The organism is Streptomyces sp. M41(2017) (genome assembly GCF_002078175.1).
In the GTDB taxonomy this organism is placed as follows: domain Bacteria; phylum Actinomycetota; class Actinomycetes; order Streptomycetales; family Streptomycetaceae; genus Streptomyces.
This window is the reverse complement of record NZ_MWFK01000003.1, coordinates 43671-66468: the sequence shown is the minus strand read 5'-3', so window position 1 is coordinate 66468 and position 22798 is coordinate 43671. Positions and strand designations below refer to the sequence as shown.

Genomic DNA, 22798 nt, shown 5'->3' with positions numbered 1-22798 from the left:
GGTTCAGTCGCTCAGCGCCGAGCCCACAGGGGCCTGGCCGAGGTCGCTGAGCTTCCACTGGCCGCCCGTACGGGTGAGCTCACCGAGCATGCGGCTGTCCTTGTCCGTGCTGCCCTTCGAGGCCCGGACGGTGATGCGCAGCGCCACCAGGACACGGGCCCGGCCCGCCCGTTCGTCGAGCTCGGTGACGGCGCCGGACAGGACGCGGGCCGTGGTGACCGTCCCGGCCGCCTTCACCTGCTTGCTGAACGCGGCGCGTCCGTCGACGAGCTGCTTGTGCAGGTCGCCCGTGGTCGAGGACTCCCACAGGTCCAGGCCGTCGTCCACCTTCGTGTGGTCGAGGGTGTTCAGATTCTGTACGGCCTGTTCGCCCGCCGTCAGCGCCTGGTCGCGCTGGACCGCGTAGGCGGCGGAGTCCTCGTGCGCGGCCCGGTACCAGTCGGTGCCGGCCCACGCGGCGGTTCCCGCGGCCGCCAGAGCGAGGGCGAGGGCCGCCGCCGATACGGCGCGCAGTCCCGTCAGGGCCCGTGCCGGGTTCTTCATCAGGTGCTCCCGTCTCGCGCTGATGGTCAGCGGGTCTGGATGTCGGCGATGCGCCAGCGGTCGTTCTCGAACCGGGCCGTGACGGACAGTTGGGCGGCCGCGTAGGTCTCCTTCGCGTCGCGCCGTGAGGTCTGATCGAGGAAGACGAGGAGCTTCGCCGTTCCGTCGTGCAGTTCGACCACGCCGGTGCGCACCGCGACCGTGGTCAGGCTGACCTTCTGCTCGGCCAGATCCGACCGGACCCGGTCGAAGAGCTCGTCGTACTGCCGGGCGGCCCGTCCCGTGAGCACCGAACGGGCCGATTTCTCGGTCGCGGCGGTGCCTTTCGGGGTGTACGAGAAGATCCGCGCCAAGGCGTTGTCGACGTCACCGGCGACGCGGTTGGTCGCCTCGGTGTCGGTGAGGGCGTGGTTCTCGGCGGACGGCGTGGACCGGGCGCGGTGCGCCTCGTACAGGAAGGTGACGCCTGTGGCCAGCAGGACGACGGCGAGCGCGACGAGGGCGATACGCCGCCACCCGACCGCCCGACTCGCCCGTCCGGGCGCGCCGTCGGTCGCCTCGGGCGCGTCGTCCTGGTCGCCGCGCCTGCCGTCGGCGGTGTCGGACGTGGGCCGTTCGGCGTCTGTTTCGGGCAGGGACTCCGGCTGAGTCTCAAGGTGAGGTTTAGCTTTAGAGTCACCCTCGATCGTGCTCGCGGGTGAGACCGCTGTTTCGTGTTCCGTCCCGGTCGGGGATTCGTCCGCGAGGATGTCCGCCGCATCCTCGGTCTTCTCCCGCGACGCGGTCCGCGTCGCGCCCCACAGCCTGTTCACGAGGTGGCTCCCTTGCTCGGGGAAGGAGACGCGCTCGTTCCGCCGTCCGCCTGCGGGACCGCGCTGAGGGCCCGCACACGCCACTGCCCGTCCCCGTCACGCGCCAGGACCGCCTCCAGCCGCTTGCGCTCCGCGGTGGCCGCCCTCGATCTGGCGGGCGTGACGTCGACCCGTACCGTCGCGATCAGCTTCGCCGTGCCCGCCCGGGTGTCGAGCGCCGTGACGGCGGCGTCCGTGACGGCGCCACGCGCCGAAGGGCCGGTCCGCGGGCGGGTGCTGCCCAGTTCGTCGCGCAGCGGCCCCGTGGAAACCGTCCGCCAGGCCCGCACACCGGCCTCGGCACGCTTCTGCGACGAGGCGTCCAACGTGTTGAGCACGGCCAGGGCGTGCCGCCCGTCGTCGAGCGCCGCGTCCCGGGCCTGCCCGTAGGCGAGCGAGTCGTCGCCCCGGGCCTGGGCGTACGTCCAGGCGCCCGTGGCGCAGAAGCCGAGGGCCAGGGCGAGCCCCGTGCCGGTCAGCAGGTTCACGAGCCTCATCGATCGCCCCCCGCGTCGAGACCCAACAGCCCCGCCATACCGGTCGGTGAGGTGCCGCCCGCGTCGGGCAGCGCCAGTGCGCCGGGCAGAGCCTCAGAGGTCTTCCGCGACGTGCCGTCCGCCGGCCCCGAACGCGACGAGGACCCCGACGGCAGCGAACCGGGGCGCGCCGGTGTCGGGACGCCGCCTCCGTCCGGAGCGTTCGCCGAGCCGCGGACGTTGACGCCACTCGACGCGGACGCGGTGCAGGACGCGCCGGTGTTCAGCGCCGGGGCGGTCCCCAGATCGAGCCCGTTGCGGTAGCGGGTGGCGCCGTAGCCCTCGGTGCAGGGCAGCGGCTTGAAGAAGGTCAGCGCCAGACCGAGGTTGACCTTCCCCCCGTCGACAGCGGTGGCGCCGGCCGAGACGGCCGCCGGATACTTCACCAGGAGTTCCTCGACACCGCGCTGGCGGGTGACGGCGACCTCCGAGGTCGTCAAGAGGTTCGCAAGGACCACGCCGAGACTCGGATCGACGTCCCGCAACAGTCCGCTGACCTGGGCCGTGGCATCCGGAGCGGTCGCCACGAGCCGACGCAGGTCGCTGTCCGAACCCTTCAGGGCGCGGGCCAGCTCGACCGCTCCCGACCCGAAGTCCCGGATCGCGTCGCCCTCTTCGGCCTGCGTCCGCAGGACCGTCTCCGAGTCCGTGATCAGCCGCGTCGTCGCGGGCAGCGCGTCGTCGGCGGCGTCGACGAAGGAGGAACTGCTGTCCAGCAGCACCTGCAGATCGTCACCCCGCCCCTCGAACGCCTTGCCGAACTCGTCCACCACCGTCTTCAGATCGTCCAGCGGAACGGACCTGACGAGGCCGTCGACGCTCGTGAGGACGTCGGTGACCGGCGCCGGAACCTGGGTGTCCGCGCGGTCCACGTGGGAGCCGTCCGCGAGATAGGGGCCGTCGTCACTGGCCGGCCGCAGATCGATGTACTGCTCCCCGACCGCCGAGAGACTCGCCACCACGGCCTTGGTGTCGGAGGGGATCCGGGGCGCGGACCTCTTGATGCGCAGTTGCGCCACCACTCCGTCGTCGGTCAGCCTCAGCGGCCCCACCCTGCCCACGGACACACCCCGGTAGGTGACGTCCGAGTGCGTGAACAGGCCGCCCGTCGCCGGGAGTTCGACGTCGACCGTGTAGTAGTCGGCGGCCCCGACGTAGCGGCCGAGGTCGGCGTACCGGACGCCGAGGAATCCCAGCACGGTGACCGACAGCGCGAGGAAGGCGACGTTCTTGAGCCAGACGGCCCGGGTGATCACCGGTCCCCACCTCCGATGGCGGCCGTCGGCCCGGTGGCGCCCGACGGCACGGTGTCGACCGACGGCAGGGGCAACGACGAGGCCTTGCGCGCGGAACGCTCGGACGACGCGTCGGGCGGGTCGGCCGTGGGAGTCGGGCTGGGCGAGGGCGACGACTGCGCGGGAATCAGCGGCGGGATGATCGTCGTGCCCCGGGGCGCGGCCATCGTCAGATAGACGTTCAGGTAGTCGCCCTTCACGCCGCTGAGCACCTCGTCGGTGAACGGGTACGTCAGCAGGACCTGGAGCGAGTCGGGCAGGTCGGTCCCCGCGTCGGCCAGTGCCTTGAGGCTGGGGGCGATGGCCTTGAGATCGGCGATCATGTCGTCCTTGCTCGCGTTGACGGTGGAGACGGCGGTGTCGGACAGCGTGTCGAGCGAGCGCAGCATCGTCAGCAGGGAGCCGCGCTGGTCCTCCAGCGTCTTGAGGCCGGGTGAGAGGTCCGTCAGGACGGTGCCGACATCCTTCTTGCGGGTGGCCAGGGTCGACGCCAGCCGGTTGACGCCGTCGAGCGCGTCGGTGATGTCGCCGCGGTGCTCGTCGAGGTCGGTGACCAGCGTGTCGACCCGCTTCAGCGTCGAGCGGATCTGCGGCTCACGGCCACCGAGGGCGGAGTTCAGCTCGGTGGTGATCGTCTTCAGCTGGTTGATGCCGCCGCCGTTGAGCAGCAGGGACAGAGCACCGAACACCTCCTCGACCTCGGTATTGCGGTTGGTCCGGGAGACGGGGATGACGCTGCCGTCGGTGAGCCGTCCCGTACTACCGGACTTCGACGGGGCCACGAGCTGGATGTACTTCTCGCCGAGCAGGCTGGACTGCTCCAGCCGGGCACCGGCGTCCGCCGGCAGCCGCACCGACCCGTTGATCTCCAGGGTGACGCGCGCCGACCAGTTCTCGTTCAGCTGGATCCGCGTCACGCGGCCTACGGCGACGTCGTTGACCTTCACCGCGGCCTGAGGGACCAGGCTCAGTACGTCGTCCAGGTTCGCGGTGACGCGATACGGATGCGATCCCAGGTCGGCGCCGCCGGGCAGCGGCACGTTCTCGATGCCGTCGAAGCCGGGCAGCACCACCACCGCGGCCCCCACGGTCAGGACGAGGCCGATGCCGACGGCGATGAAGCCGCGCAGGCTGGAACCGATGGCGACACCCGTGCTGCTCGCGCCGCGGCTGACCTCCGCCGAGCTCTCCCGCTCTTTTCTGCGCATCATCGGCCCGCTCCCCCCTCCGAGGTCGATGCCGCGCTGTCACCGGCGACCGGCAGCGGCAGGACGCTGATCTCGTTGAGGTCGGCGCGCCCGTTGAGCCGGCGCGTGTCCGGGTCGTAGGCGCCCACCAGGTTGTCCGCGGCGAGCGGCGCGACGTCCAGGGCCTCGGCCAGGGACGCCCGTTGATGGACCAGCGTCTGCGTGATGGGCACGAGCTTGTCCACGTTCTTCTTCAGCTCGCCCCGGTTGTCCTCGATGAAGGTCTTGACCTGGCTGAGCGCGATCCCGAGTTCCTTCAGCGCCCCGGCCAGGTCGTCCTTGTTGTCGGCGAAGAAGCCGACGATCTCGTCCAGGCGCTCCTGGGCGGTGCGCACCCCGCTGTCCTTCTTCTTGAGCATGGACGTGAAGGACTGGAGCTGGCTGAGCGTGGTGAACAGGTCGTCGCTGCTGCCGTCCAGGGTCTTGGCCGCCTTGCCGAACTGTTCGACGGTGTCACCGATCGCGGCGCCGTTGCCGTCCAGGTTGGCGGCGCCGGTGGCGAGCAGCTTGTTCAGCGCCCCCTCCGAGTTCACACCGTCCGGACCGAGTGTCTTGCTCAGCTCCGTGATCTGGTCGTAGAGCTGGTCGATCTCCATGGGCGTGCGGTTGCGGGCCGCGCTGAGCACCGCGCCGTCACCGAGACGGGGCCCGGAGCTGTAGGCCGGGGTCAGTTGGATGTACCGGTCGGCGACGACACTGGGCGCGACGACGACGGCGCGCGCGTCCACCGGCAGATGGATGCCCTCGTCGAGCGCGAGCCGCACCCGCACCTTGGTGCCCTCCGGATGCACGGACTCGACCTCACCGACGCGGACTCCCAGGATGCGCAGGTCGGACCCGGCGTACACGCCGACGGCCCGGTCGAAATAGGCGGTGAGCCGGATGCCGTCCGAGTCGTCTGCCAGCGCGGTGGCGGTGATACCGCCGGCCAGCACCACCAGGGCCGCTCCGGCCGCGAGGAGTGTTCTGCGCCTGCTCATCACCGGCCGCCTTCCGTGCCCGCGGCCGACTGCCCCGAGCCCGTCATCCGGGGTGGCACGCAGCCCGACTTGGGCCGGGACGCCTCGGGGAGGTACTCCGGCGGGACGACCCCGCACAGATAGCTGTCGAACCAGTGCCCGCTGCCCAGCGTGTTGCCGACGAGCCGGTAGTACGGTCCGACGAGCGCCAGGGTCTTGTCGAGCTGGTCGTTGTTGGCCTCCAGCACCCCCGTCACCCGGCTCAGGGCCTTGAGGGTGGGACCGAGCTGCTTGTCGTTGTCCTCGACGAGACCGCTCAGCTCTGTGCCGAGCTTGCGGCTGCCGGTCAGCAGCGCCTTGATGGCGTCGCGCCGGTCGGTCAGTTCGCCCAGCAGCGGGCCGCCGTCGTCGATGAGCGTCTCGAAGCTCGACTTCTGGTCCTTGAGCGTCTTCGTGAACTTGTTGCTCCCCTTGAGCAGGTCAGCCAGCTTCTGGTCCCGCTTGGACACCGTCTTCGACAGTGCGGAGAGACCGGTCGCGGCGGTGCGGACGTGCGCGGGGGAGTCGGCGAACGTCTCCGAGATCGTCTCGAAACTCGCCGCCAGTTGCTTCGTGTCGATGTCGTCGATGGTCCCGCCGAGATCCTGGAACGCCTGGGTGACGTCGTACGGGGACGTGGTGCGGGACAGCGGGATCCGTACCCCGGGGCTCTGGCGGGCGCCGCCGAGCGGGTCGAGGGCCACGTACTTGTCGCCGAGCAGCGTCTTGATGGCGATGGCGGCGGTCGTGCGGTCCCCGATCCAGGCGTCCTTCACCGCGAAGGTCACCTTCACCTTCGCGCCGTCGAGCGAGACGCCGGTGACCTCGCCGACCTTCACCCCGGCGATCCGCACCTCGTCACCGTCCTTGAGGCCGGCCGCCTCACTGAAGTCCGCGCTGTACGTGGTGCCGGAACCGATGAACGGCAGTGCCTGCACGTTGTAGGCGAGGAGTCCGACGACGGTCAGGGCGGAGAGGCCGACGAGGGCCACGGCCACCGGGTTGCGTTCCTTCACGGGCTTGAACCGCGGCGCGCGTCGCGCGGGCCGACGGCCTTGCACGGACGCCGTCATGCCCCGCACCTCGATTCCGTGACGGAGATCCCGGTGGGCGGCTTCGAGCCGTCGGAGGTCCCCACGCCGGTCACCTTCGCCTCGCACAGGTAGAGGTTGAACCAGGACCCGTACGACGCCAGCCGGGACAGCGTGGACAGCTTGGCCGGGGTGCGGTCGAGGAAGTTCTCGATCTGCGGGGTGCCGTCGCCGAGGTTGTCGGAGAGCCGGCCCAGTTGCTTGATGTCCTGCTTGAGCGGCGCCCGCCCGTCCTGCAGGAGGTCGGCGGTGACCGTGGTCAGCGAGCCCACGGCGGTGACGGCCCGGCCCAGCGGTTTGCGGTCGTCGTTGAAGCCGGAGACCAGTTCCTTGAGGGTCACGACGAGGTTGTCGAAGGAGTCCTCGCGGTCGTTGAGGGTCTTCAGGACGGTGTTCAGGTTGGTGACGACCGCGCCGATGACCTTGTCCTTGGCGGCGACGGTGGTGCTCAGGGAGCCGATGTGCCGCATCAGGCTGTCGACGGTGCCGCCCTCGCCCTGGAGCACCTGGACGATGGAGCCGGCCAGTTCGTTGACGTCCTTCGGGGACAGCCCCTCGAACAGCGGCTTGAACCCGTTGAAGAGCAGCGTCAGGTCGAGTGCGGGCGTGGTGCGGTCCAGCGGGATCGTCGAGTTCGCCGCGAGTGTCCCCGACAGGCCGCCCGTGCCGCGGTCGAGCGACAGGTACCGCTGCCCGACCATGTTGAGGTACTTCACCGCCGCGGTCGTCGAACGGGGGAGCGTCCGGTCCTCGCGCACCGTGAACGTGACCTGCGCGGTGCGGCGGTCGACGACACGGACGCCGGTGACCTCGCCGACCTTGACGCCGGAGATGCGGACGCTGTCGCCGTCGACGAGTCCGGTGACGTCGCTGAACAGCGCCCGGTAGGTACGGCCCGAGGAGCCCACGCCGGTACCGGCGACGCTGTACCCGAGGATCGTGGTGGCCAGCGCGGTGACCACGATGAAGATCAGCGACTTCAGCAGCGGCCCGGTGAGGGGCCGGCGCCGGATGTGCGCGTCGGAGGGGGTCACTTGAGCGTCACATCCGTCCCCCGCAGCGCAGGACCGACCAGCAGGCTGCTCCAGTCGGGCAGATCGTCGGCCCGCTGACCAGCGGCCGGCGCGATCAGCTCGTTCACCAGCGCGTTCTCCTGCGGGGAGTTGGCCGGTCCAAGATCCTGTTCGGCGTCGGCGGACACCGTGGTCGCCGGGCGGGCACCCGTGCCCAGGTACGGCACCGGGTAGCAGTTGGGACCGCCGCCGGAGTCGTAGACCGGGGTGTCGTGGCCCGCGGTGTACGCGCCGCGGCTGGTCTCGCTGGTCACGTCCACGTGCAGCCCCGGCCGGTCGGTGCCCTTGCCCAGTGCCTTGTCCATCGCGGGGACGAACTCGGCGAGCGTGCGCAGCGTGCAGGGGAACTCGGATGAGTACTCGGCCAGCAGCCGCAGGGTGGGCCGGGACGTCGCGGAGAGCCGGATGATGTTGTCCTTGTTCTGCCGCAGGAAGCTGGTCACGTCCTCGGCCGTGCGGGTCGTCGCGCCGAAGGTCCGCGACAGGTCGCCCTCCTTCTCGGCGATCGTCCCGCTGGTCGTGGTGAAGTCGGTGAGCGCCGTGAGGATGTCGGGCGCCGCGTCGGCGTACACGTGGCTCACTTTCACGAGTTCCTTGAGATCCTCGTTGAGGGCGGGGAGTTGAGGATTGAAGCGGGCCAGGTGGCGGTCGAGCTTGCTCAGCGTCGCGCCGAGCTTCTCGCCGCGCCCGTCCAGCGCCTGGGAGACGGCCGACAGGGTCTGCGACAGTTCGGCGGGCCGTACCGCGGTGAGCATCGGCAGGACATCGTCGAGCACCTGCTGGAGCTCGACGGCGTTGGCCGAGTGGTCCTGGCGGATGACGGCACCCCTGGCCAGTGACGTCGCGGAGGGCGCCGCCGGCGGTACGAGCGCGACGTAGCGCTCGCCGAACAGGGTGGTCGGCAGCATCTGCGCGCGCACGTCCGCCGGGATCTCGTGCAGGACGCCGGGCCGCAGGGCGATGCTGAGCCGGGCGCCGTTCCCGGCGGAGCTGATCTCACGGACCTCGCCCACGACCACGCCGCGCAGCTTCACCTCGGCGCCCCGGTGCATCTCGTTGCCGACGCTGCCCGTCTCCACCGTGATCGGGTCCGAGTCCACGAACTTCTTGTCGTAGACGGCGATCGTGCCGTAGATCAGCAGGGCGGTCACCAGGGGGAAGGCCAGGCCGGCCGACCGCCGTACCGCGGTGGAGGAACTTCCGCGGCGCCTTTTGGGCGGCGGCGGGGTCTGGCGTCGCTCCTCGGGGAGCAGGACGGCGCTCATGTCAGCCCGCCACCTTCACGGTCGTGGTGGCGCCCCACAGCGCCAGCGACAGGAAGAAGTCGGTCACGCTGATCAGCACGATGGCATGGCGCACCGACCGGCCGACGGCGACACCGACGCCCGCGGGACCGCCCGCGGCCCGGTAGCCGTAATAGCAGTGCGCGAGGATCACCATCACGCTGAACAGCAGCACCTTCAGCACCGACAGCAGGACGTCCGTGGGGGAGAGGAACAGGTTGAAGTAGTGGTCGTACGTGCCCCGGGACTGTCCGTTGAAGAGCACGGTGACGTACCGGGAGGCCAGGTAGGAGGTGAGCAGCCCGACGGCGTACAGCGGGATGATGGCGATCACGCCGGCGATGACACGGGTACTGACCAGGTAGGGCTTGGAACGGATGCCCATGCCCTCCAGCGCGTCGACCTCCTCGTTGATGCGCATCGCGCCGAGCTGCGCCGTGAAGCCGGCGCCGACCGTGGCGGACAGGGCGAGTCCCGCCACCAGGGGTGCGATCTCACGGGTGTTGAAGTACGCGGAGACGAATCCGGTGAACGCGGCGGTGCCGATCTGGTCCAGGGCGGCGTAACCCTGGAGGCCGACGACGGTGCCGGTGAACGCGGTCATCGCCACCATCACACCGACGGTGCCCCCGATGACACCGAGTCCGCCGGAGCCGAAGGCGACCTCCGCGAGCAGCCGGAGCACCTCCTTGAGATACCGGCGCAGGGTGCGCGGGATCCACAGCAAGGTCTTGGCGTAGAAGATGAGTTGGTCGCCGGAGCGGTCGAGCCAGACGAGCGGGGAGGCCACGGTCGCTCAGCCTCCCTTCGGGGGGACGATCTGCAGGTACAGGCCCGTCAGCACCATGTTCACGAAGAAGAGCAGCATGAAGGTGATGACCACCGACTGGTTCACGGCGTCGCCGACGCCCTTCGGTCCGCCGCGCGGGTTCAGGCCGCGCTGGGCGGCGACGATGCCGGCGATGAACCCGAAGATGAGGGCCTTGAGTTCGCTGATGTACAGGTCGGGCAGCTGGGCCAGCGCCGAGAAGCTGGAGAGGTAGGCACCGGGCGTGCCGTCCTGCAGGACGATGTTGAAGAAGTAGCCGCCGAGCGTGCCGACCACCGAGACCAGCCCGTTGAGCAGCACGGCGACGCCCATGGTGGCGAGTACGCGGGGGACGACCAGGCGCTGGACGGGCGAGACACCCATCACCTCCATCGCGTCGAGCTCCTCGCGGATCTTGCGCGATCCCAGGTCGGCGCAGATCGCGGAGCCGCCCGCGCCGGCGATGAGCAGGGCCACGATCAGCGGACTGGCCTGCTGGACGACGGCCAGCACACTGGCGCCGCCGGTGAAGGACTGGGCGCCGAGCTGCTCGGTCAGCGAGCCGACCTGGAGGGCGATCACGGCGCCGAACGGGATGGCGACGAGTGCGGAGGGAAGGATGGTGACGCTCGCGACGAACCAGAACTGCTCGACGAACTCCCGGAACTGGAAGGGACGTCGGAACGCGGCCCGGCACACTTCGGCGGCCAGCGCGAACATGAGTCCGGTCTGGCGCAGTGCAGCGTTCACGCGCCGCTCCCCGAGACGGGGATCGGCACGGTCGGGGCGTTGGAGCCGCTCGTCGCGTAGGTGCGCTCGATGGCGGCCCGGGCGGCCGGCGGCAGCCGGTCCATCATGCCGAGCACCCGCTCGCGCCGTCGCGCGACCGCGCGGCGCTCGGGGAGACCGGGGGAGGGCTCCAACTGGGGCACGATCTCACGGGGTTGCTCCGGGTGGCGGGTCGCGGCGGCCTCGGCGGCCAGCGTCGCGGCGTCCTTCTCCTCGGACATGCCGATGGGGCCCTCGCGGCGACCCCGCAGGAACTGCGCCACCACCGGTTCCTCGCTGGTCAGCAACACCTCGCGGGGGCCGAACGTGACCAGCTCGCGCCGGAAGAGCATGCCCATGTTGTCGGGCACGGTCGCGGCGATGTCGAGATTGTGGGTGACGATCAGCATCGTCGCGTCGATCTGCGCGTTCAGGTCGATGAGCAGCTGCGACAGATAGGCGGTGCGGACCGGGTCGAGGCCGGAGTCCGGCTCGTCGCACAGGATGATCTGCGGGTCGAGCACCAGCGCCCGGGCGAGCCCCGCCCGCTTGCGCATGCCGCCGCTGATCTCGCCGGGCAGCTTGCCCTCGGCGCCCAGCAGGCCGACCACCTCGATCCGCTCCATGACGATGCGGCGGATCTCGGACTCCTTCTTACGCGTGTGCTCGCGCAGCGGAAAGGCAATGTTGTCGAACAACGACATGGAGCCGAACAGGGCGCCGTCCTGGAACATGAGCCCGAACATTTTTCGGGTCTCGTAAATCTCGTGTTCCCGACTGTTCGCCATGTCCACTCCGTCGATGAGGACACGTCCCCTATCGGGTTTGAGCAGCCCTATGAGCGACTTCAGGAAAACAGTCTTTCCGGTGCCGGACGGACCGAGCATGACGCTCACTTCTCCAGCCGGCAAAGTCAGCGTCACGTCCTGCCAGATGTTCTGCCGGCCGAAAGACTTGGTCAGTCCCTCGACCACGACTTCGATGCCCATTTCACCTCCAGCAGGCGCGGTTCGCGTGTGCACCGTGTGGCGCACGCTAGGTGGTTCTGTCGTTCGTTGACAATGGGTAGGGAACCCGCTCTCGGGGACGCTCCCCGACTTTGTCACCGCGGAGACAAAAGCCCGATCGGATCTTGTCTCCGTGGAGATAGCAGGGCCTCGTACCTCCGGGGGGTCGGCTGTACGAGGCCCTGCTGACGTGCGATCCGGCCTCGAAGGAGGGTGAGGCCGAAACCGCCCGTCGTGAGTCCGGCCGGCAGGGGCGCCGACCTGGACCGCAGCTGCGCACCGGAACATTACGGCCCAGTAACCTGGCCGGGCAATACCAGTTGCCGAGTTTTTGGAGCGACAGGCTTCGGCCAAACCCGATGTGTGCGCCAGGAGACAAAGGCCGTCCGAAACCTTGTCACCGGGTGCGCAATCCACCGTTTCCGGCGCGCCGGGGGCGCCGTGTGGCGGCGTGCTGCGTGGCTGTTCGCCCAACGATTGCCCTGTCGCCGGGATTTGGCATCGGATGACTAACGGCGACAGTGGACCGCTCACCTGGGAAACAGTCCAGAAAAGAGCCAAAAGAATCATGGTCTGCGCCATTGTTCAGCCATGTTTCTCGCAAGTAACGTCGGAGCGCGGTCGAGGAATCCAGAGCCGCGGGAGCCAGAAGCCCGTAAATTACCGGCGGGCGATGTGCACCCTCTGCCGGTCAATCCACAAGGAGCGTCCGAGAGTTATGAAGAAGTCCCTCAAGAGAACCGCAGTCATCGCGGGTGCGGCTGCTGCTGCCTTCGGTCTGGCCATCGGTCCGTCGTCGGCCGTGCCGTCCACCGTCTGGACCGTCAACCCGACACCGTCCAGCTTCACTGCCACCAACAGCGGCAACATCGTGCTGACGGCCAACATCCCGATGACGTGTACGACGTCCTCCGCCTCCGGCACGATGGCGAGCGCCACCGGCAACCCCGCGACGGTCGCCAGCATCTCCGCCATCAACTTCGGCACCAGCGGAGCGCCCTGCACCAGCGTCCTCGGCAACGTGACGACCGTGGCCACCACCCCGTGGACCGTCGTCGCCCAGGACTACACCGCCGCGACCGGCGTGACCAAGGGCTACATCGGCAACGTGAACGCGACCATCACCGTCGGCGCCTGCGTGTTCAAGGTCGTCGGCAAGGCGTCCGCCACCTACACCAACTCGACCGGCATCCTCGCGGTCGCCAGTGTCTCCGGTGAGCTGACGGTCACGACGGCGACCGGCTGCGGCACGGTCGTCACCACCTCGACGAAGCCCACCTTCAAGGGCAACTACGCGGTGAAGGTCAAGAACACGACCACCATCCCGACCATCAAGGGTTCCAACCCGTAGGTGGTCCCGTGCTCGGATGCGCCCGGCCGGACCACCGGCCGGGCGCATCCGAGTCGCCTGCGCGCCCTACCCCGTACCACCGCACACCCCTGATCCGAACGAGCGGAGCCAGTTGATGAGAATGCACCTGACGGTGGGCGCCACCCGGCAGAGCACCCGTGGCCGCAACGCCACGATCGCCGCGTTCGTCGTCCTCGCCGCCATGGTGCCCGCCGGAGCCGTCGTCGCCGCCGACCAGACGGTCCACGTCACGCTGCCCTACACGTGCAGCCTGCCGTCCGGAGACGTGGACGCGACCGTGCGCGTCTCCGCGTCGTTGCCCGACCGCGTCGACGTGGGACAGGCCATCCGGGCCTCCGACGTGGAGACCTCCGTCGAACTGTCCGAGACAGCGGTGCACAACCTCATCGACAAGGAGGCGACCACCGTCACGGCCGGCACCCGGCTCACGATCGACGTGGCGCAGGGCGACTCCACCGCACAAGCACTCTGGCGCGGCTCCGCGACCGCACAGCCTGTCCCGTCGACGGGACCGTTGACGCTCAGGACCACCGGGGACGTCCCCACCGTCACCGGACAGGAGGACGGTGGCCTGACCTTCACCGCCGGGGCTCTCGGCGTGGACCTGGCGCCGGCCGCGGCGACGCCCGACACCGACCCCGCGTCAATCACCCTGGACTGCACGCCCGGCAAGGACGCCACCGCACTGCTGGGCACCGTCACCGTCGGCGCCGGCACGGGCAGCCCCGACGACTCACCGACCGCCTCGCCCTCCTCCTCCCCGTCCGCCTCGCCCTCCTCCTCCCCGTCCGGCACGCCGGGCCAGGAGGACGGGACGCCGGGTGGCGTCCAGGACAAGCGCGCCCCGAAGGTCGCGGGCCGGCCGTCCGTTCAGGCCGACGCCCGTCCGGCGGCACCACGGTGCAAGTACGACGCCGGCTACCCGCTCGGTCCGATGTCCCTGAACAGCTACGTCGCCGGGTACTCCAACGTGCGCAAGCAGGACGCCGCGGCCCTCATCCCGCCGTTCTGCACCATGCTCGAACAAGGATCGCCCGAGTTCGAGCCGTACCCGGACTGGAGCGGTGGCGTCATCCGCCAGCACTCCACCGGCGACCTCTACAACAACGGCCGCAAGGAGAGCATGCCGTTCACGGCGACCTTCCTGACCTTCCGCTTCATGCCCGCCAAGGCGACCATGGTGCTGGAGCAGGCCGGGCCCCTGACCGTCGACTCCCTCGGCGCCACGGACTTCGTGTTCACCAGCACCGACACCTACATCCGGGTGCCGCTCGTCCTGCGGGTGACCAAACTGGAGGTCGACGGCACTCCGCTGAACGTCGGCCCCGCCTGCCGCACCAGCGGCTCGCTGAAGTCGCCCGAGCCCGACAGCGCCAAGTTCCCCGGAGACCACCTCGTCCTGCACGGGCGGGGAGAACAGAACTCCGGCGAGCCCGCGACCGGCTACCAACTGCTCTCCGGCGGACCCCTGACCGGCGAGGTCACCATCCCCGCCTTCCACGGCTGCGACAACGCGGGCGAGAACCTGGACCGCCTCTTCACCGCGGCCGTGTCCGGAACCGGCAACTACATCAAACAGATGCAGGGCCAGACCTGCTTCGCCGCCGCCGAGGTGCCCAACCCCGACGAATGCACCGAGGACCGCCAGCCCCTCAAGGTTCCCGTTCCCGAACGCTGAAACGCACCCGAACCGCTCGACAGCCGCCGCACCTCCCCTTCCGTCACGAAAGGCACCTCATGACCCGCCTGCGCTTTTCGGCCAGATCCGCCACCGTCGCCACCGCACTGACCACCGCTGTCGGCGCCTTCGCCTCGATGGGCACGGCCACCGCGGCCACCGCACAGCTGAACGGTGAGTGGGCCCCGTTCACCAGGTGTCCTGTCGACGCCCCGGCCATGGTCGCCGCCGACGGCCTGGAGCGGACCCCGCAGTGCGTGGCGTCCTCCTCCGCCAGCGGTTCGATCAAACTGGGCAACACCACGGTGACCACGGGCCGCACCGACCTGCAGATAGGCGTCATCCAGAACTCCGACGGCAGCAGCACCGTGGTGGCCCCGGCCGGAGGCGCCCTCATCGCCGACTCCGCCACCGTGCCGGGCGGCCTCATCGGCCTGATGTGCCCGAGCAACGTGCCCGCGGTCACCGCGATCTGCAACCAGATCACCAACGCGAGCCTCAACAAGATCACGGCAACCGTGGAATCCGTCGGCACCCCCTCGAACTTCGACCAGAGCGCCGGCGCCCTGACCGACCTGCCCATCGTCTCCATCCCCGTCCGCATCCACCTGGAGAACCCCCTCCTGGGCAGCAAGTGCTACATCGGGTCCGCGTCCAAGCCGGTGGTGCTCCGCCCGAGCAACGTCAACTACCCCGACTTCGGACTCACCTTCTTCGACGGAGCCGGCAACCTGAACGACGAGGGCACCATGAGCCGCGTCAACCTCACGGGTGCCACACAGAAGGACAGCACCTTCGCGGTTCCGGGCGCCAGCGGCTGCGGACTTGGCCTGTTCGGTCTGATCGACGCCGCCGTGAACCTGAAGACGGGCCTGCCCTCCGCCGCGGGCAACAACAGCCTGACGCTCAACAGCGCCTCCACGTCCCTCGCCGGACTCGGCGCCCCGGGAACCGCCGCACCGGACGCGGGCAAGGAGCTCTCCAAGAACTGGCACAGCGCCGTCAAGTAGGGTCTGCGAGGCGACTGTTCTCAGCCACCCCGGCAACGCACAGTCGCCTCGGCAGACCTATCTGTGCCCAAAGTGTGTACGCGCTGGAGAAGTTGAATTACTTTCAGGTGCCAAGGACGTCATGCGTCCGACGTCCGGCCCGGACGCCGAGCCCGCTCGTTCGGCACCTCGGTGTCCGTGCCGGCGACCTCCCCTGGGCACAAGAAGAGCGAGGGATCACGGATGCCTTCACCCGCGCGTACACCGGAAGTCGGTGAGCCGCTCGATCCACTGCCCATCGGGTTCGCCGCCTTGATGAGACCGGAGTTACCGAGTCTCGTCAAGGAGATCCGTGCCGAGGTCACCCGCGCCTATCCCGTATACGGCCGCCTCCTCGACGGACCGGACGCGGACACCATCCGGCAGGGCGTCGAACAGGCCATCACCGCCTTCGTCGACCGCGTCGCCGAGCCCGACAAGCCCTCCACGCTCCGCGACACGCTGCTGCGCCGGTTCGGTCGCGTGGAGGCGTACGAGGGGCGCGACCTGGAGTCCCTCCAGGGTGCCTACCGGCTGGGCGCCCGCATCGCCCTGCGGCGCGCGCAGTCCGTGGGCCGTCAGTACAGCCTCTCGCCCACCCTCATCCTCGCCTTCGCCGACGCCCTGTTCGCCTACGTGGAGGAGCTGGCCGAGGTCTCCCGCGAGGGCTACAGCGAGGTGCAGGCCCGCGGCACCTCCGAAGTCGCCATGCTGCGCAGGCAGTTGCTGCACCTGATACTGGGCGCACCTCCACTGCCGCAGCCGACGATCACGGATCTCTGTGAGGCCGCCGCCTGGCCCCTGCCGGCCGAGTGCACCCTGGTCGCCCTCCGCTCACCCGTGCCCGACGGCATCGAGGCCGGCCTCGCCGACGACGTGCTCACCGAACTCGACGCTCCCCACCCCCACCTCCTGGTCCCGGGGCCGCTGACCCCCGAACGCCAGAGCATGCTCGGCCGGGCACTCGACGGCACCCGCGCCGTCATCGGTCTGACGCTGCCGACGGCGCAGGCGGCCGACTCGCTGCGCTGGTCCCGGCGCGTCCTCCAGCTCATCGACGACGGGATCGTCCCCGACGCCCCCGTCGTCCGCTGCGAGGACCACCTCACCACCCTGTGGCTCCTGTCCGACCCGCCCCTGGTACGCCAGGTCGCCGCCCGCGAACTGGCGCCCCTGGCAGGCCTGCCGGCCAGCCGACGTGAACGGCTGGTGGAGACGCTCCGGGTGCACATCTCCACCCGCGCGCCGGCCGAACAGGTCGGCGACATGCTCGGGGTCCACGCGCAGACGGTCCGCTACCGTCTGCGCGGCCTCGACGCACGCCTCGGCGACCGCCTCACCGACCCGGACCACCGCTTCGCACTCGAAGCGGCGCTGCGCTCACTGCATCTGCAGGACGACACGGGGACGGGGTCGTGACCTCCTCCGCGCCGGGAGGACGCGGCGACTACTGCTGATTCGCCGCGAACCGACGGCCCGGCAACCGGAAGCGAGGGACTGCGGATCGACGCCGACCGCGTCAATCAGAGTTCGGTCCGGCAGATGTGGCAGTGGGAGCCGTGGAACCGTCATCGGCCGCCGTGCGCTGGCGCCTGTAGTGGCGAGCCGCGCGAGCGCGGTTTCCGCAGGACGGCTTGCACCACTCCTGCCGTCCGTGGCTCTTGACGAAATAGCGCACGCAGCGGGGCGCTGTGCAGGAGCGCAACTGGGCGCGCTGCGGGCCGGTGAGAAAGTCGATGGCGGCTCGGGCCAGGGCCGCGCCAAGCTGAACGCGCGGATCGGTCTCCGCCGACACCACCCGGGCGCCAGGCGCTCCGTCGTCCGGCCACTCCAGCTGCGGGGCGACCGGTTCTCGCGCGGCAACCGCGTTGAGGTGGGCCCTTGCCCGGTCGGGACTCATCAGACGGTGCGCGTCCGCCGGGCTGGGGGGAGCGGGGCTCACCACGCGGGCGAACAGGGCCCGGACTGCCTGCCGCAGCTCGACGATTCCCAGCCTGAGGTCTTCATCGGCCGTGAGGTGCCCTACCGCGATGTGGCCGGCCAGTAGATGACCCTGTTCCTGGATCCAGCGCGTCGTTCCTCGGACCGTGGCGAGGTCGTCGACGATGCCGCCGTCTCCGTCGTGGCGGACCGTACTCGCCAGTTCCAGTGCCAGCCAACGCTCCACGAGACAGCCCTTCCCCGCCGGTGCCAGGTGGTCAACCACTTGAACGTGTCCCGAGGCACACTCTATGGTCCTAACGGAAAACTGAAAACTTCCGTTAGAGGTCGGAGCGGGCGGAGACGCCGAACCGGCACGGGACGGCGGCTGGGCCGCCACTGGGGGAGACCGCGCATGACGCTGCTCGCGCACATCAGCGACCTGCACCTGGACGGCAGCGAGAGGGCGACTCGACGTGCCACTCGCGTCATGGACTACCTGCGCGCGCTGCCCCGCCCGGTTGACGCGCTGCTGGTCACCGGGGACATCGCCGATCACGGCGAGGAGGCCGAGTACGAGGAAGCCGCTCAGCTCCTGACCGGCCCCTTCCCCGTGCTCACGTGTCCCGGTAACCACGACGCGCGACCGGCCTACCGCAAGGGCCTGCTCGGAGAGGTGCCCGACCAGGGTCCGATCAATCAGGTCCACCACATCGGCGGCACCGCCGTCCTGATGTGCGACTCCACCATCCCGGGCCGCGACGAGGGACGCCTCGACGCCCAGACCCTCGCCTGGATCGACACCACGCTCACCGCTCTGCCGCAGGACACCCCGGCGCTCATCGCCTTCCATCAGCCGCCGGTCGAACTCCACCACCCGCTGCCCGACTCCTGCATGCTCCAAGAGGCCGACCGTCTGGCGGACTTGCTCCACGCACATCCGCGGGTCGTGGCGGTCCTCACGGGCCACGCCCACACCGCGGCGGCCTCGACCTTCGCGGCACGTCCGCTCATTGTCGGACCGGCCATCACCTGGACTCTGCGCCTGCCCTGGGAGGGCGACCAGGCCGCGGACCGTGACCAGCCGCCCGGCCTCGCGTTCCACATCCTGGACGACGACCGGCGCCTCACCACCCACTACCGCGTCGTGCTCTGACCTTCCGCTCGCGTGCTGCGGAGACATCGCGGTCCGTACGGTCCCGGACGAGTCAGCCAGGAGCCGGGTGTCGTCCTGCGGGGCGAGGTGGCCCACCAAGAGGTCAACTCTCCATGCTGCGCCGTCCGTTTGATGGTCCAAAAGTCTGGGCAGCGGGTTCCTTCACAAGGGAGGATGTCCACCATGACGAGCGAAGGCACTTCGATCGATTCCACCAAGCCCAGCATCGCGCGGGTGTACGACTACCTGCTGGGTGGCAAGGACAACTATGCCGTGGACCGGGAGATCGGCGATGTCTTCAAACGCGACCTCCCCGGATCGGTGGCGATCGCCTTCGCCAATCGTGCGGCCCTGACCCGGGCGGTCGGGGAGATCGCGACGACCACGGACATCACCCAGTTCATCGACCTGGGCAGTGGCCTGCCGACCGCCGACAATGTTCACCAGGTGGCGCAACTGTACGTTCCGGAATCCCGCGTCGTGTACGTCGACATAGATCCTCAGGTGCTCGTCCACGGGCGTGCCCTGTTGGAGGAGAACGACCGGACCAGGGTCATCGAGGCTGACGTGCGCGACCCCGAAGCCGTCTACGACCATCCCGAGACCCGGGCGCTGATCGACTTCGAACGCCCTGTGGCCGTCATGTTCAGCGCTGTCCTCCACCACGTCAACGACGAGGAAGACCCTGCTGGGATCGTTCGGTACTGGCGGGACCGCGTGCCCTCGGGAAGCCTCTTCTTCGTCAGCCACTTCCGTTCCGGAGACAACCCGGAGACGGCCGAGGCGGAGAAGGTGCTCCAGAAGACGTTCGGCCGCGGCCGCTGGCGCACCGACGCGCAGATCGCGCACCTGCTGGACGGTCTGGAGATCCTCGACCCCGGAGTCGTCCCCGCCTCCTTGTGGCGCCCGCAAACCGCAGGCAAGGCGTGGAACGACAGCGGCGAAAGAGAGCTCACCGTCTGGGAACAGCTCATCGCCGCGGGGATGGCTCGCAAGGCCTGACAGCACAGCGGGCTGTTCCGGTCTCGGGCATCGGGGCCGGCTGCGTCCCCGGCTGCGGCCCTTGAGTGGCTTCTCGTCCACGGCGCAGGCAGGCGCGTCGGGGCCAGGGCGGGGACGACGCCGTGCAGGTCGCCGCCGTCCACCGCGATGGTCGCCGCCGCCCGTGCTCCTGCCGACGCGTTGAACGCCACGCTCACGGCGACCGACGCACACAGCGGCAGGTCGGAACGGCTGTCCCCGACCGCCCCGCACGAGCGGGCGGTCAACCCCAGCTGCCAGGCCTTCGGGAGGGCGAAATCCCGCTTGTCGTGCTCGTCGAAGTGACCTCGAGCCCTCGTGATCGGGTGTGAGCAGGGCCCACGGATGCCACGAGCGTCCTCCGACGTCGTCCGCCCGTCGGGAGGGGGCGACGACGAACCCGCCGACCCCTGACGACCCGCGTCGGAGGAATGGGTCTGCCCGCGGTTCCCCACCGCCGCGGGCGGACAGGGAAAGCAGGAGCTCACCGACTCGACGTCGGGAGCCCCTGCTCACTTACCCGATGGTCAGCCTGCCTGCCGCTGTTCGCTCGCCGGGCGTCGCGTGAGGGGTTCGCGCAGGCCGAGGTGCTCGCGGAGGGTCGTACCGGTGTACTCGGTGCGGTAGACGCCGCGTTCCTGGAGCTCCGGGACGAGCAGGTCGACGATGTCGTCGAGGCCGTCCGGGATCAGGTACGGGGTGACGTTGAAGCCGTCGACGGCGCCGTTCCGGACGAAGCGGGCGAACCTGTCGGCGAGACCGGACGGTGTGCCGACGTGGCCGCGCTGCGGCCCGAGATGGATGACGGCCTCACGCAGCGACCACCCGTGAGCCTCGGCCTTGGCACGCCACTCCGACACGACCGACCGAGGATCGGCGATCCGCCGGGAGCCGAAGGAGCCGTCGTTCTCGCCGACGACCGGGTCCTCCTCGGGAAGCGGTCCGTCGGCGTCACGGTCGGACAGGTCGAAACCCCAGAGCGCCCCCGCAATGCCCAACGCCGTGGCCGGAGTGACCTGTTGCAGTCGGATCCAGCGCTTCTTCTCCAGCGCCTCCGCTTCGGTGGCACCGATGATGATCTCCGTACCGGGCAGGATGCGTACGTCGTCGTCGGGCCGCCCCACGGCACGCAGCCGGCGGCGGATGTCCTCGGCGAAGGCCAGCGCGTCGTCGAAGTCGGTGCCGTGGGCGGAGAAGATGACGTCGGCGTTGCGAGCGGCGAAATCGCGTCCCTCGCCCGAGTCGCCGGCCTGGAAGATGACGGGGTGCCCCTGAACGCTGCGCGGCAGGGTCGGCGCGAGATCGACGTCGAACTGCGCACCCTGGTGGCGTACCCGGCGCACGGCGGACGGCGCCGACCAGGCGGGCGCACCAGGGGACCCGGCGATCGCCCCGTCCTGCCAGCCGTCCCAGAGCGCGCGGGCCACGGTGAGGAACTCCTCGGCGCGCCGGTACCGGTCGGCGTGGTCGAGGTAGCCGCCGCGCCGGAAGTTGGCGCCCGTCCAGGCGTTGTCCGTGGTCACCACGTTCCAGCCGGCGCGGCCTTCGGAGAGCAGATCGAGTCCGGACAGGCGGTGGGCGAGATCGGCGGGTTCGTTGAAGGTGGAGTTGGAGGTGCTCACCAGCCCGATGTGCCGGGTCACGGCGGCGAGGGCGGCGAGTTGGGTGATCGCGTCGGGCCGTCCGGCCACATCGAGGTCGTGGATGCGGCCGTCGACCTCACGCAGCCGCAGCCCCTCGCCGAGGAAGAACGCGTCGAACAGACCCCGTTCGGCGGTCCGGGCCACGCGGCGGAAGGAGGCGGGGTCGATCTGGGAGCCGCTGTCGGGCGCCGACCAGATGGTCCAGTGGTTCACGCCCTGGAAGAAGACCCCGAAGTGGAGCTGTGCGTCCGGGCGGGGGACGTCGAGAGGATCGGTGCGGGTCATCGGGCTTCCTCCTGGACGGCCGCGGCGGCGAAGCGGTTGGCGGGACGTTCCAGACCCAGGGTCGTGCGCAGGGACGTACCCGGCAGGCGCCGGGTGACGAGGCGCCGTTCGCCGAGTGCCGGCAGGACGCGTTGCGAGAGGACGGGAAGATCCTCGTCGATCACCAGGGGATGCAGGCGCACGCCATCGACGACCGTGCTCAACTCGGCCAGCAAGAGCACCAGTTGTTCGGCCGAGCCGGTGAGTCGCAGCCGTCCGTGATCCGTCCAGGACGCGTGGCGCTCCAGATCGGCGACGCGCTCCGCGCCGGTGGCGTCCGGTGTGTCGAGCGCCACCTCGACCTCGGCGAGGACCAGGGGGGTCCCGGCGGAAGCTGCGGCGCCGCCGACCGTCGCGAGGTCGCGGCCGGTCACGAGAGCGACGTCGAGCAGCGCGGCGGGAACCGAGTCCGGCCGGCCGAGGACGACGACCTGCCCCTGCGGCGGGCGGGGCACGATGGCCGGCCCTTTCACCGCGTACGACTCCCCGGTGAAGTCGATGTAGTGGAGCCGCTCGCGGTCGAGGTAGCGGCTGGTGGCCACGGACCGGATGACCGCATCGTCCTCCCACGAGTCCCACAGAGCGCGTGCGACCTGCACTCCGTCACGGGATTCCCGAGCGCGCGCGTCCGGACCGGGCACCTTTGGCCGCCCCCAGGTCCGGGCCGCCTCGGGACGGTCCTCCTCTGCCACCACCCAGCCCGCCCGGCCTTCGGAGATGTGGTCCAGAGACGCCAGCTGGCTGGACACGTGGAAGGGTTCGGCGTAGGTGACCGCGACTACGGGTGCGATGCCGATCGTGGTCGTGGACGCCGCCACGAACGCGGCCCGCTCCACCGCGCCGATCCGGCCCACGGGGTTCGGCGAGGCACCGGGCGGCAGCGAGCCGTCGTCCAGGGTGACCAGGGTGAACCCGGCGTTCTCGGCCACGGCGGCGGTGCCGGCCAGGCGGCGTGGAGTGAGGAGTTGGTCGGGGGAGTGGGCGGCGCGGCGCCAGGCCGCGGGATGGGCGCCGTCGCCGTCGAGTTCGACGGCGAGGTGCAGGGCGGAGCCGGACATGGGTGATCCTTCCGAGTACACGTGAGCAGGCGGCCGCCCGGGCAGGGCGAGGCGGCGGAGGGCAGTCAGACGTGTACGGAAGGACAGACCGCGGAGGAG

The 22798-nt window shown here is 70.1% G+C and carries 21 protein-coding genes and 1 pseudogene; 6 read left to right on the top strand and 16 right to left on the bottom strand.

Annotated features, from left to right (window positions below):
• Positions 1-3: 3 nt before the first annotated feature.
• The 12 genes from B0675_RS36875 to B0675_RS36820 form a co-directional block, all read right to left on the bottom strand.
• Positions 4-543: a hypothetical protein gene (locus tag B0675_RS36875; RefSeq protein ID WP_081224141.1), complete on the bottom strand. Its 540-nt coding sequence runs from the start codon at positions 541-543 to the stop codon at positions 4-6.
• Between the two features lie 26 nt (positions 544-569).
• Positions 570-1355 carry a hypothetical protein gene (locus B0675_RS36870; protein ID WP_107482971.1) on the bottom strand — a complete coding sequence of 262 codons (786 nt, stop codon included), beginning with the start codon at positions 1353-1355 and terminating at the stop codon, positions 570-572.
• Positions 1352-1891, bottom strand: a complete 540-nt coding sequence (locus tag B0675_RS36865) for a hypothetical protein (protein ID WP_081224140.1) — start codon at positions 1889-1891, stop codon at positions 1352-1354. Before B0675_RS36865 ends, B0675_RS36870 begins: the two co-directional genes overlap by 4 nt.
• Positions 1888-3186 (bottom strand): MlaD family protein, encoded by a 1299-nt coding sequence (locus tag B0675_RS36860; protein ID WP_081224139.1) that lies wholly within the window; start codon positions 3184-3186, stop codon positions 1888-1890. The genes B0675_RS36865 and B0675_RS36860 overlap by 4 nt, the downstream gene beginning before the upstream one ends.
• A complete protein-coding gene (locus B0675_RS36855) occupies positions 3183-4433 on the bottom strand; it encodes an MCE family protein (protein ID WP_081224558.1) in 1251 nt (416 codons plus the stop codon). Before B0675_RS36855 ends, B0675_RS36860 begins: the two co-directional genes overlap by 4 nt.
• Entirely contained in the window at positions 4433-5452 is a 1020-nt protein-coding gene (locus B0675_RS36850; protein WP_081224138.1) for an MCE family protein, read from the bottom strand. The genes B0675_RS36855 and B0675_RS36850 overlap by 1 nt, the downstream gene beginning before the upstream one ends.
• Entirely contained in the window at positions 5452-6543 is a 1092-nt protein-coding gene (locus tag B0675_RS36845) for an MCE family protein (protein ID WP_081224557.1), read from the bottom strand. Before B0675_RS36845 ends, B0675_RS36850 begins: the two co-directional genes overlap by 1 nt.
• The gene (locus tag B0675_RS36840; protein WP_081224137.1) at positions 6540-7595 is read right to left on the bottom strand and encodes an MCE family protein; all 1056 of its coding nucleotides are present in this window, start codon (positions 7593-7595) and stop codon (positions 6540-6542) included. Before B0675_RS36840 ends, B0675_RS36845 begins: the two co-directional genes overlap by 4 nt.
• Positions 7592-8800 carry an MCE family protein gene (locus tag B0675_RS36835; RefSeq protein WP_241540191.1) on the bottom strand — a complete coding sequence of 403 codons (1209 nt, stop codon included), beginning with the start codon at positions 8798-8800 and terminating at the stop codon, positions 7592-7594. Before B0675_RS36835 ends, B0675_RS36840 begins: the two co-directional genes overlap by 4 nt.
• Positions 8801-8900: 100 nt before the next feature.
• Positions 8901-9707: an ABC transporter permease gene (locus B0675_RS36830; protein ID WP_081224135.1), complete on the bottom strand. Its 807-nt coding sequence runs from the start codon at positions 9705-9707 to the stop codon at positions 8901-8903.
• 6 nt (positions 9708-9713) lie between these two features.
• A complete protein-coding gene (locus B0675_RS36825; RefSeq protein WP_081224556.1) occupies positions 9714-10445 on the bottom strand; it encodes an ABC transporter permease in 732 nt (243 codons plus the stop codon).
• A gap of 26 nt (positions 10446-10471) precedes the next feature.
• A complete protein-coding gene (locus B0675_RS36820; RefSeq protein WP_081224134.1) occupies positions 10472-11482 on the bottom strand; it encodes an ATP-binding cassette domain-containing protein in 1011 nt (336 codons plus the stop codon).
• A gap of 736 nt (positions 11483-12218) precedes the next feature.
• On the opposite strand from B0675_RS36820, the gene B0675_RS36815 reads away from it, so the two are divergent.
• The 4 genes from B0675_RS36815 to B0675_RS36800 all read left to right on the top strand — a co-directional run bounded on the left by B0675_RS36815 (position 12219) and on the right by B0675_RS36800 (position 16997).
• Entirely contained in the window at positions 12219-12851 is a 633-nt protein-coding gene (locus B0675_RS36815) for a hypothetical protein (RefSeq protein ID WP_081224133.1), read from the top strand.
• Positions 12852-12966: 115 nt separating this feature from the next.
• The gene (locus tag B0675_RS36810) at positions 12967-14550 is read left to right on the top strand and encodes a DUF6801 domain-containing protein (protein WP_107482970.1); all 1584 of its coding nucleotides are present in this window, start codon (positions 12967-12969) and stop codon (positions 14548-14550) included.
• A 59-nt stretch (positions 14551-14609) separates the two neighbouring features.
• Complete coding sequence (locus tag B0675_RS36805; RefSeq protein ID WP_081224131.1) at positions 14610-15560, top strand: hypothetical protein; 951 nt, start codon at positions 14610-14612, stop codon at positions 15558-15560.
• A 222-nt stretch (positions 15561-15782) separates the two neighbouring features.
• Positions 15783-16997, top strand: a complete 1215-nt coding sequence (locus B0675_RS36800; RefSeq protein ID WP_081224130.1) for a helix-turn-helix domain-containing protein — start codon at positions 15783-15785, stop codon at positions 16995-16997.
• 100 nt (positions 16998-17097) lie between these two features.
• On the opposite strand, the gene B0675_RS36795 is transcribed toward B0675_RS36800, so the two are convergent.
• Positions 17098-17745 carry an ABATE domain-containing protein gene (locus B0675_RS36795; protein WP_081224129.1) on the bottom strand — a complete coding sequence of 216 codons (648 nt, stop codon included), beginning with the start codon at positions 17743-17745 and terminating at the stop codon, positions 17098-17100.
• Between the two features lie 168 nt (positions 17746-17913).
• Here B0675_RS36795 and B0675_RS36790 point away from each other — a divergent pair, with 168 nt between their 5' ends.
• Entirely contained in the window at positions 17914-18654 is a 741-nt protein-coding gene (locus B0675_RS36790; RefSeq protein ID WP_081224128.1) for a metallophosphoesterase, read from the top strand.
• A gap of 183 nt (positions 18655-18837) precedes the next feature.
• Positions 18838-19656, top strand: a complete 819-nt coding sequence (locus B0675_RS36785; RefSeq protein ID WP_081224127.1) for an SAM-dependent methyltransferase — start codon at positions 18838-18840, stop codon at positions 19654-19656.
• Positions 19657-19757: 101 nt separating this feature from the next.
• Here the strand turns inward: B0675_RS36785 and B0675_RS42310 are convergent.
• The 3 genes and pseudogenes from B0675_RS42310 to B0675_RS36770 all read right to left on the bottom strand — a co-directional run.
• Positions 19758-19979, bottom strand: a pseudogene (locus B0675_RS42310) (haloacid dehalogenase); the annotation flags it as partial.
• Positions 19980-20201: 222 nt separating this feature from the next.
• Entirely contained in the window at positions 20202-21602 is a 1401-nt protein-coding gene (locus B0675_RS36775; RefSeq protein ID WP_081224126.1) for an NtaA/DmoA family FMN-dependent monooxygenase, read from the bottom strand.
• Positions 21599-22699 carry an LLM class flavin-dependent oxidoreductase gene (locus B0675_RS36770; protein ID WP_081224125.1) on the bottom strand — a complete coding sequence of 367 codons (1101 nt, stop codon included), beginning with the start codon at positions 22697-22699 and terminating at the stop codon, positions 21599-21601. The genes B0675_RS36775 and B0675_RS36770 overlap by 4 nt, the downstream gene beginning before the upstream one ends.
• Positions 22700-22798: the final 99 nt, after the last annotated feature.

Coding starts and splice junctions, on each gene's coding strand:
- B0675_RS36875 (WP_081224141.1), bottom strand. CDS start 543: ATGAAGAACCCGGCACGGGCCCTGACGGGACTGCGCGCCGTATCGGCG.
- B0675_RS36865 (WP_081224140.1), bottom strand. CDS start 1,891: ATGAGGCTCGTGAACCTGCTGACCGGCACGGGGCTCGCCCTGGCCCTC.
- B0675_RS36855 (WP_081224558.1), bottom strand. CDS start 4,433: ATGCGCAGAAAAGAGCGGGAGAGCTCGGCGGAGGTCAGCCGCGGCGCG.
- B0675_RS36850 (WP_081224138.1), bottom strand. CDS start 5,452: ATGAGCAGGCGCAGAACACTCCTCGCGGCCGGAGCGGCCCTGGTGGTG.
- B0675_RS36845 (WP_081224557.1), bottom strand. CDS start 6,543: ATGACGGCGTCCGTGCAAGGCCGTCGGCCCGCGCGACGCGCGCCGCGG.
- B0675_RS36825 (WP_081224556.1), bottom strand. CDS start 10,445: ATGTTCGCGCTGGCCGCCGAAGTGTGCCGGGCCGCGTTCCGACGTCCC.
- B0675_RS36820 (WP_081224134.1), bottom strand. CDS start 11,482: ATGGGCATCGAAGTCGTGGTCGAGGGACTGACCAAGTCTTTCGGCCGG.
- B0675_RS36815 (WP_081224133.1), top strand. CDS start 12,219: ATGAAGAAGTCCCTCAAGAGAACCGCAGTCATCGCGGGTGCGGCTGCT.
- B0675_RS36810 (WP_107482970.1), top strand. CDS start 12,967: ATGAGAATGCACCTGACGGTGGGCGCCACCCGGCAGAGCACCCGTGGC.
- B0675_RS36805 (WP_081224131.1), top strand. CDS start 14,610: ATGACCCGCCTGCGCTTTTCGGCCAGATCCGCCACCGTCGCCACCGCA.
- B0675_RS36800 (WP_081224130.1), top strand. CDS start 15,783: ATGCCTTCACCCGCGCGTACACCGGAAGTCGGTGAGCCGCTCGATCCA.
- B0675_RS36790 (WP_081224128.1), top strand. CDS start 17,914: ATGACGCTGCTCGCGCACATCAGCGACCTGCACCTGGACGGCAGCGAG.
- B0675_RS36785 (WP_081224127.1), top strand. CDS start 18,838: ATGACGAGCGAAGGCACTTCGATCGATTCCACCAAGCCCAGCATCGCG.
- B0675_RS36775 (WP_081224126.1), bottom strand. CDS start 21,602: ATGACCCGCACCGATCCTCTCGACGTCCCCCGCCCGGACGCACAGCTC.
- B0675_RS36770 (WP_081224125.1), bottom strand. CDS start 22,699: ATGTCCGGCTCCGCCCTGCACCTCGCCGTCGAACTCGACGGCGACGGC.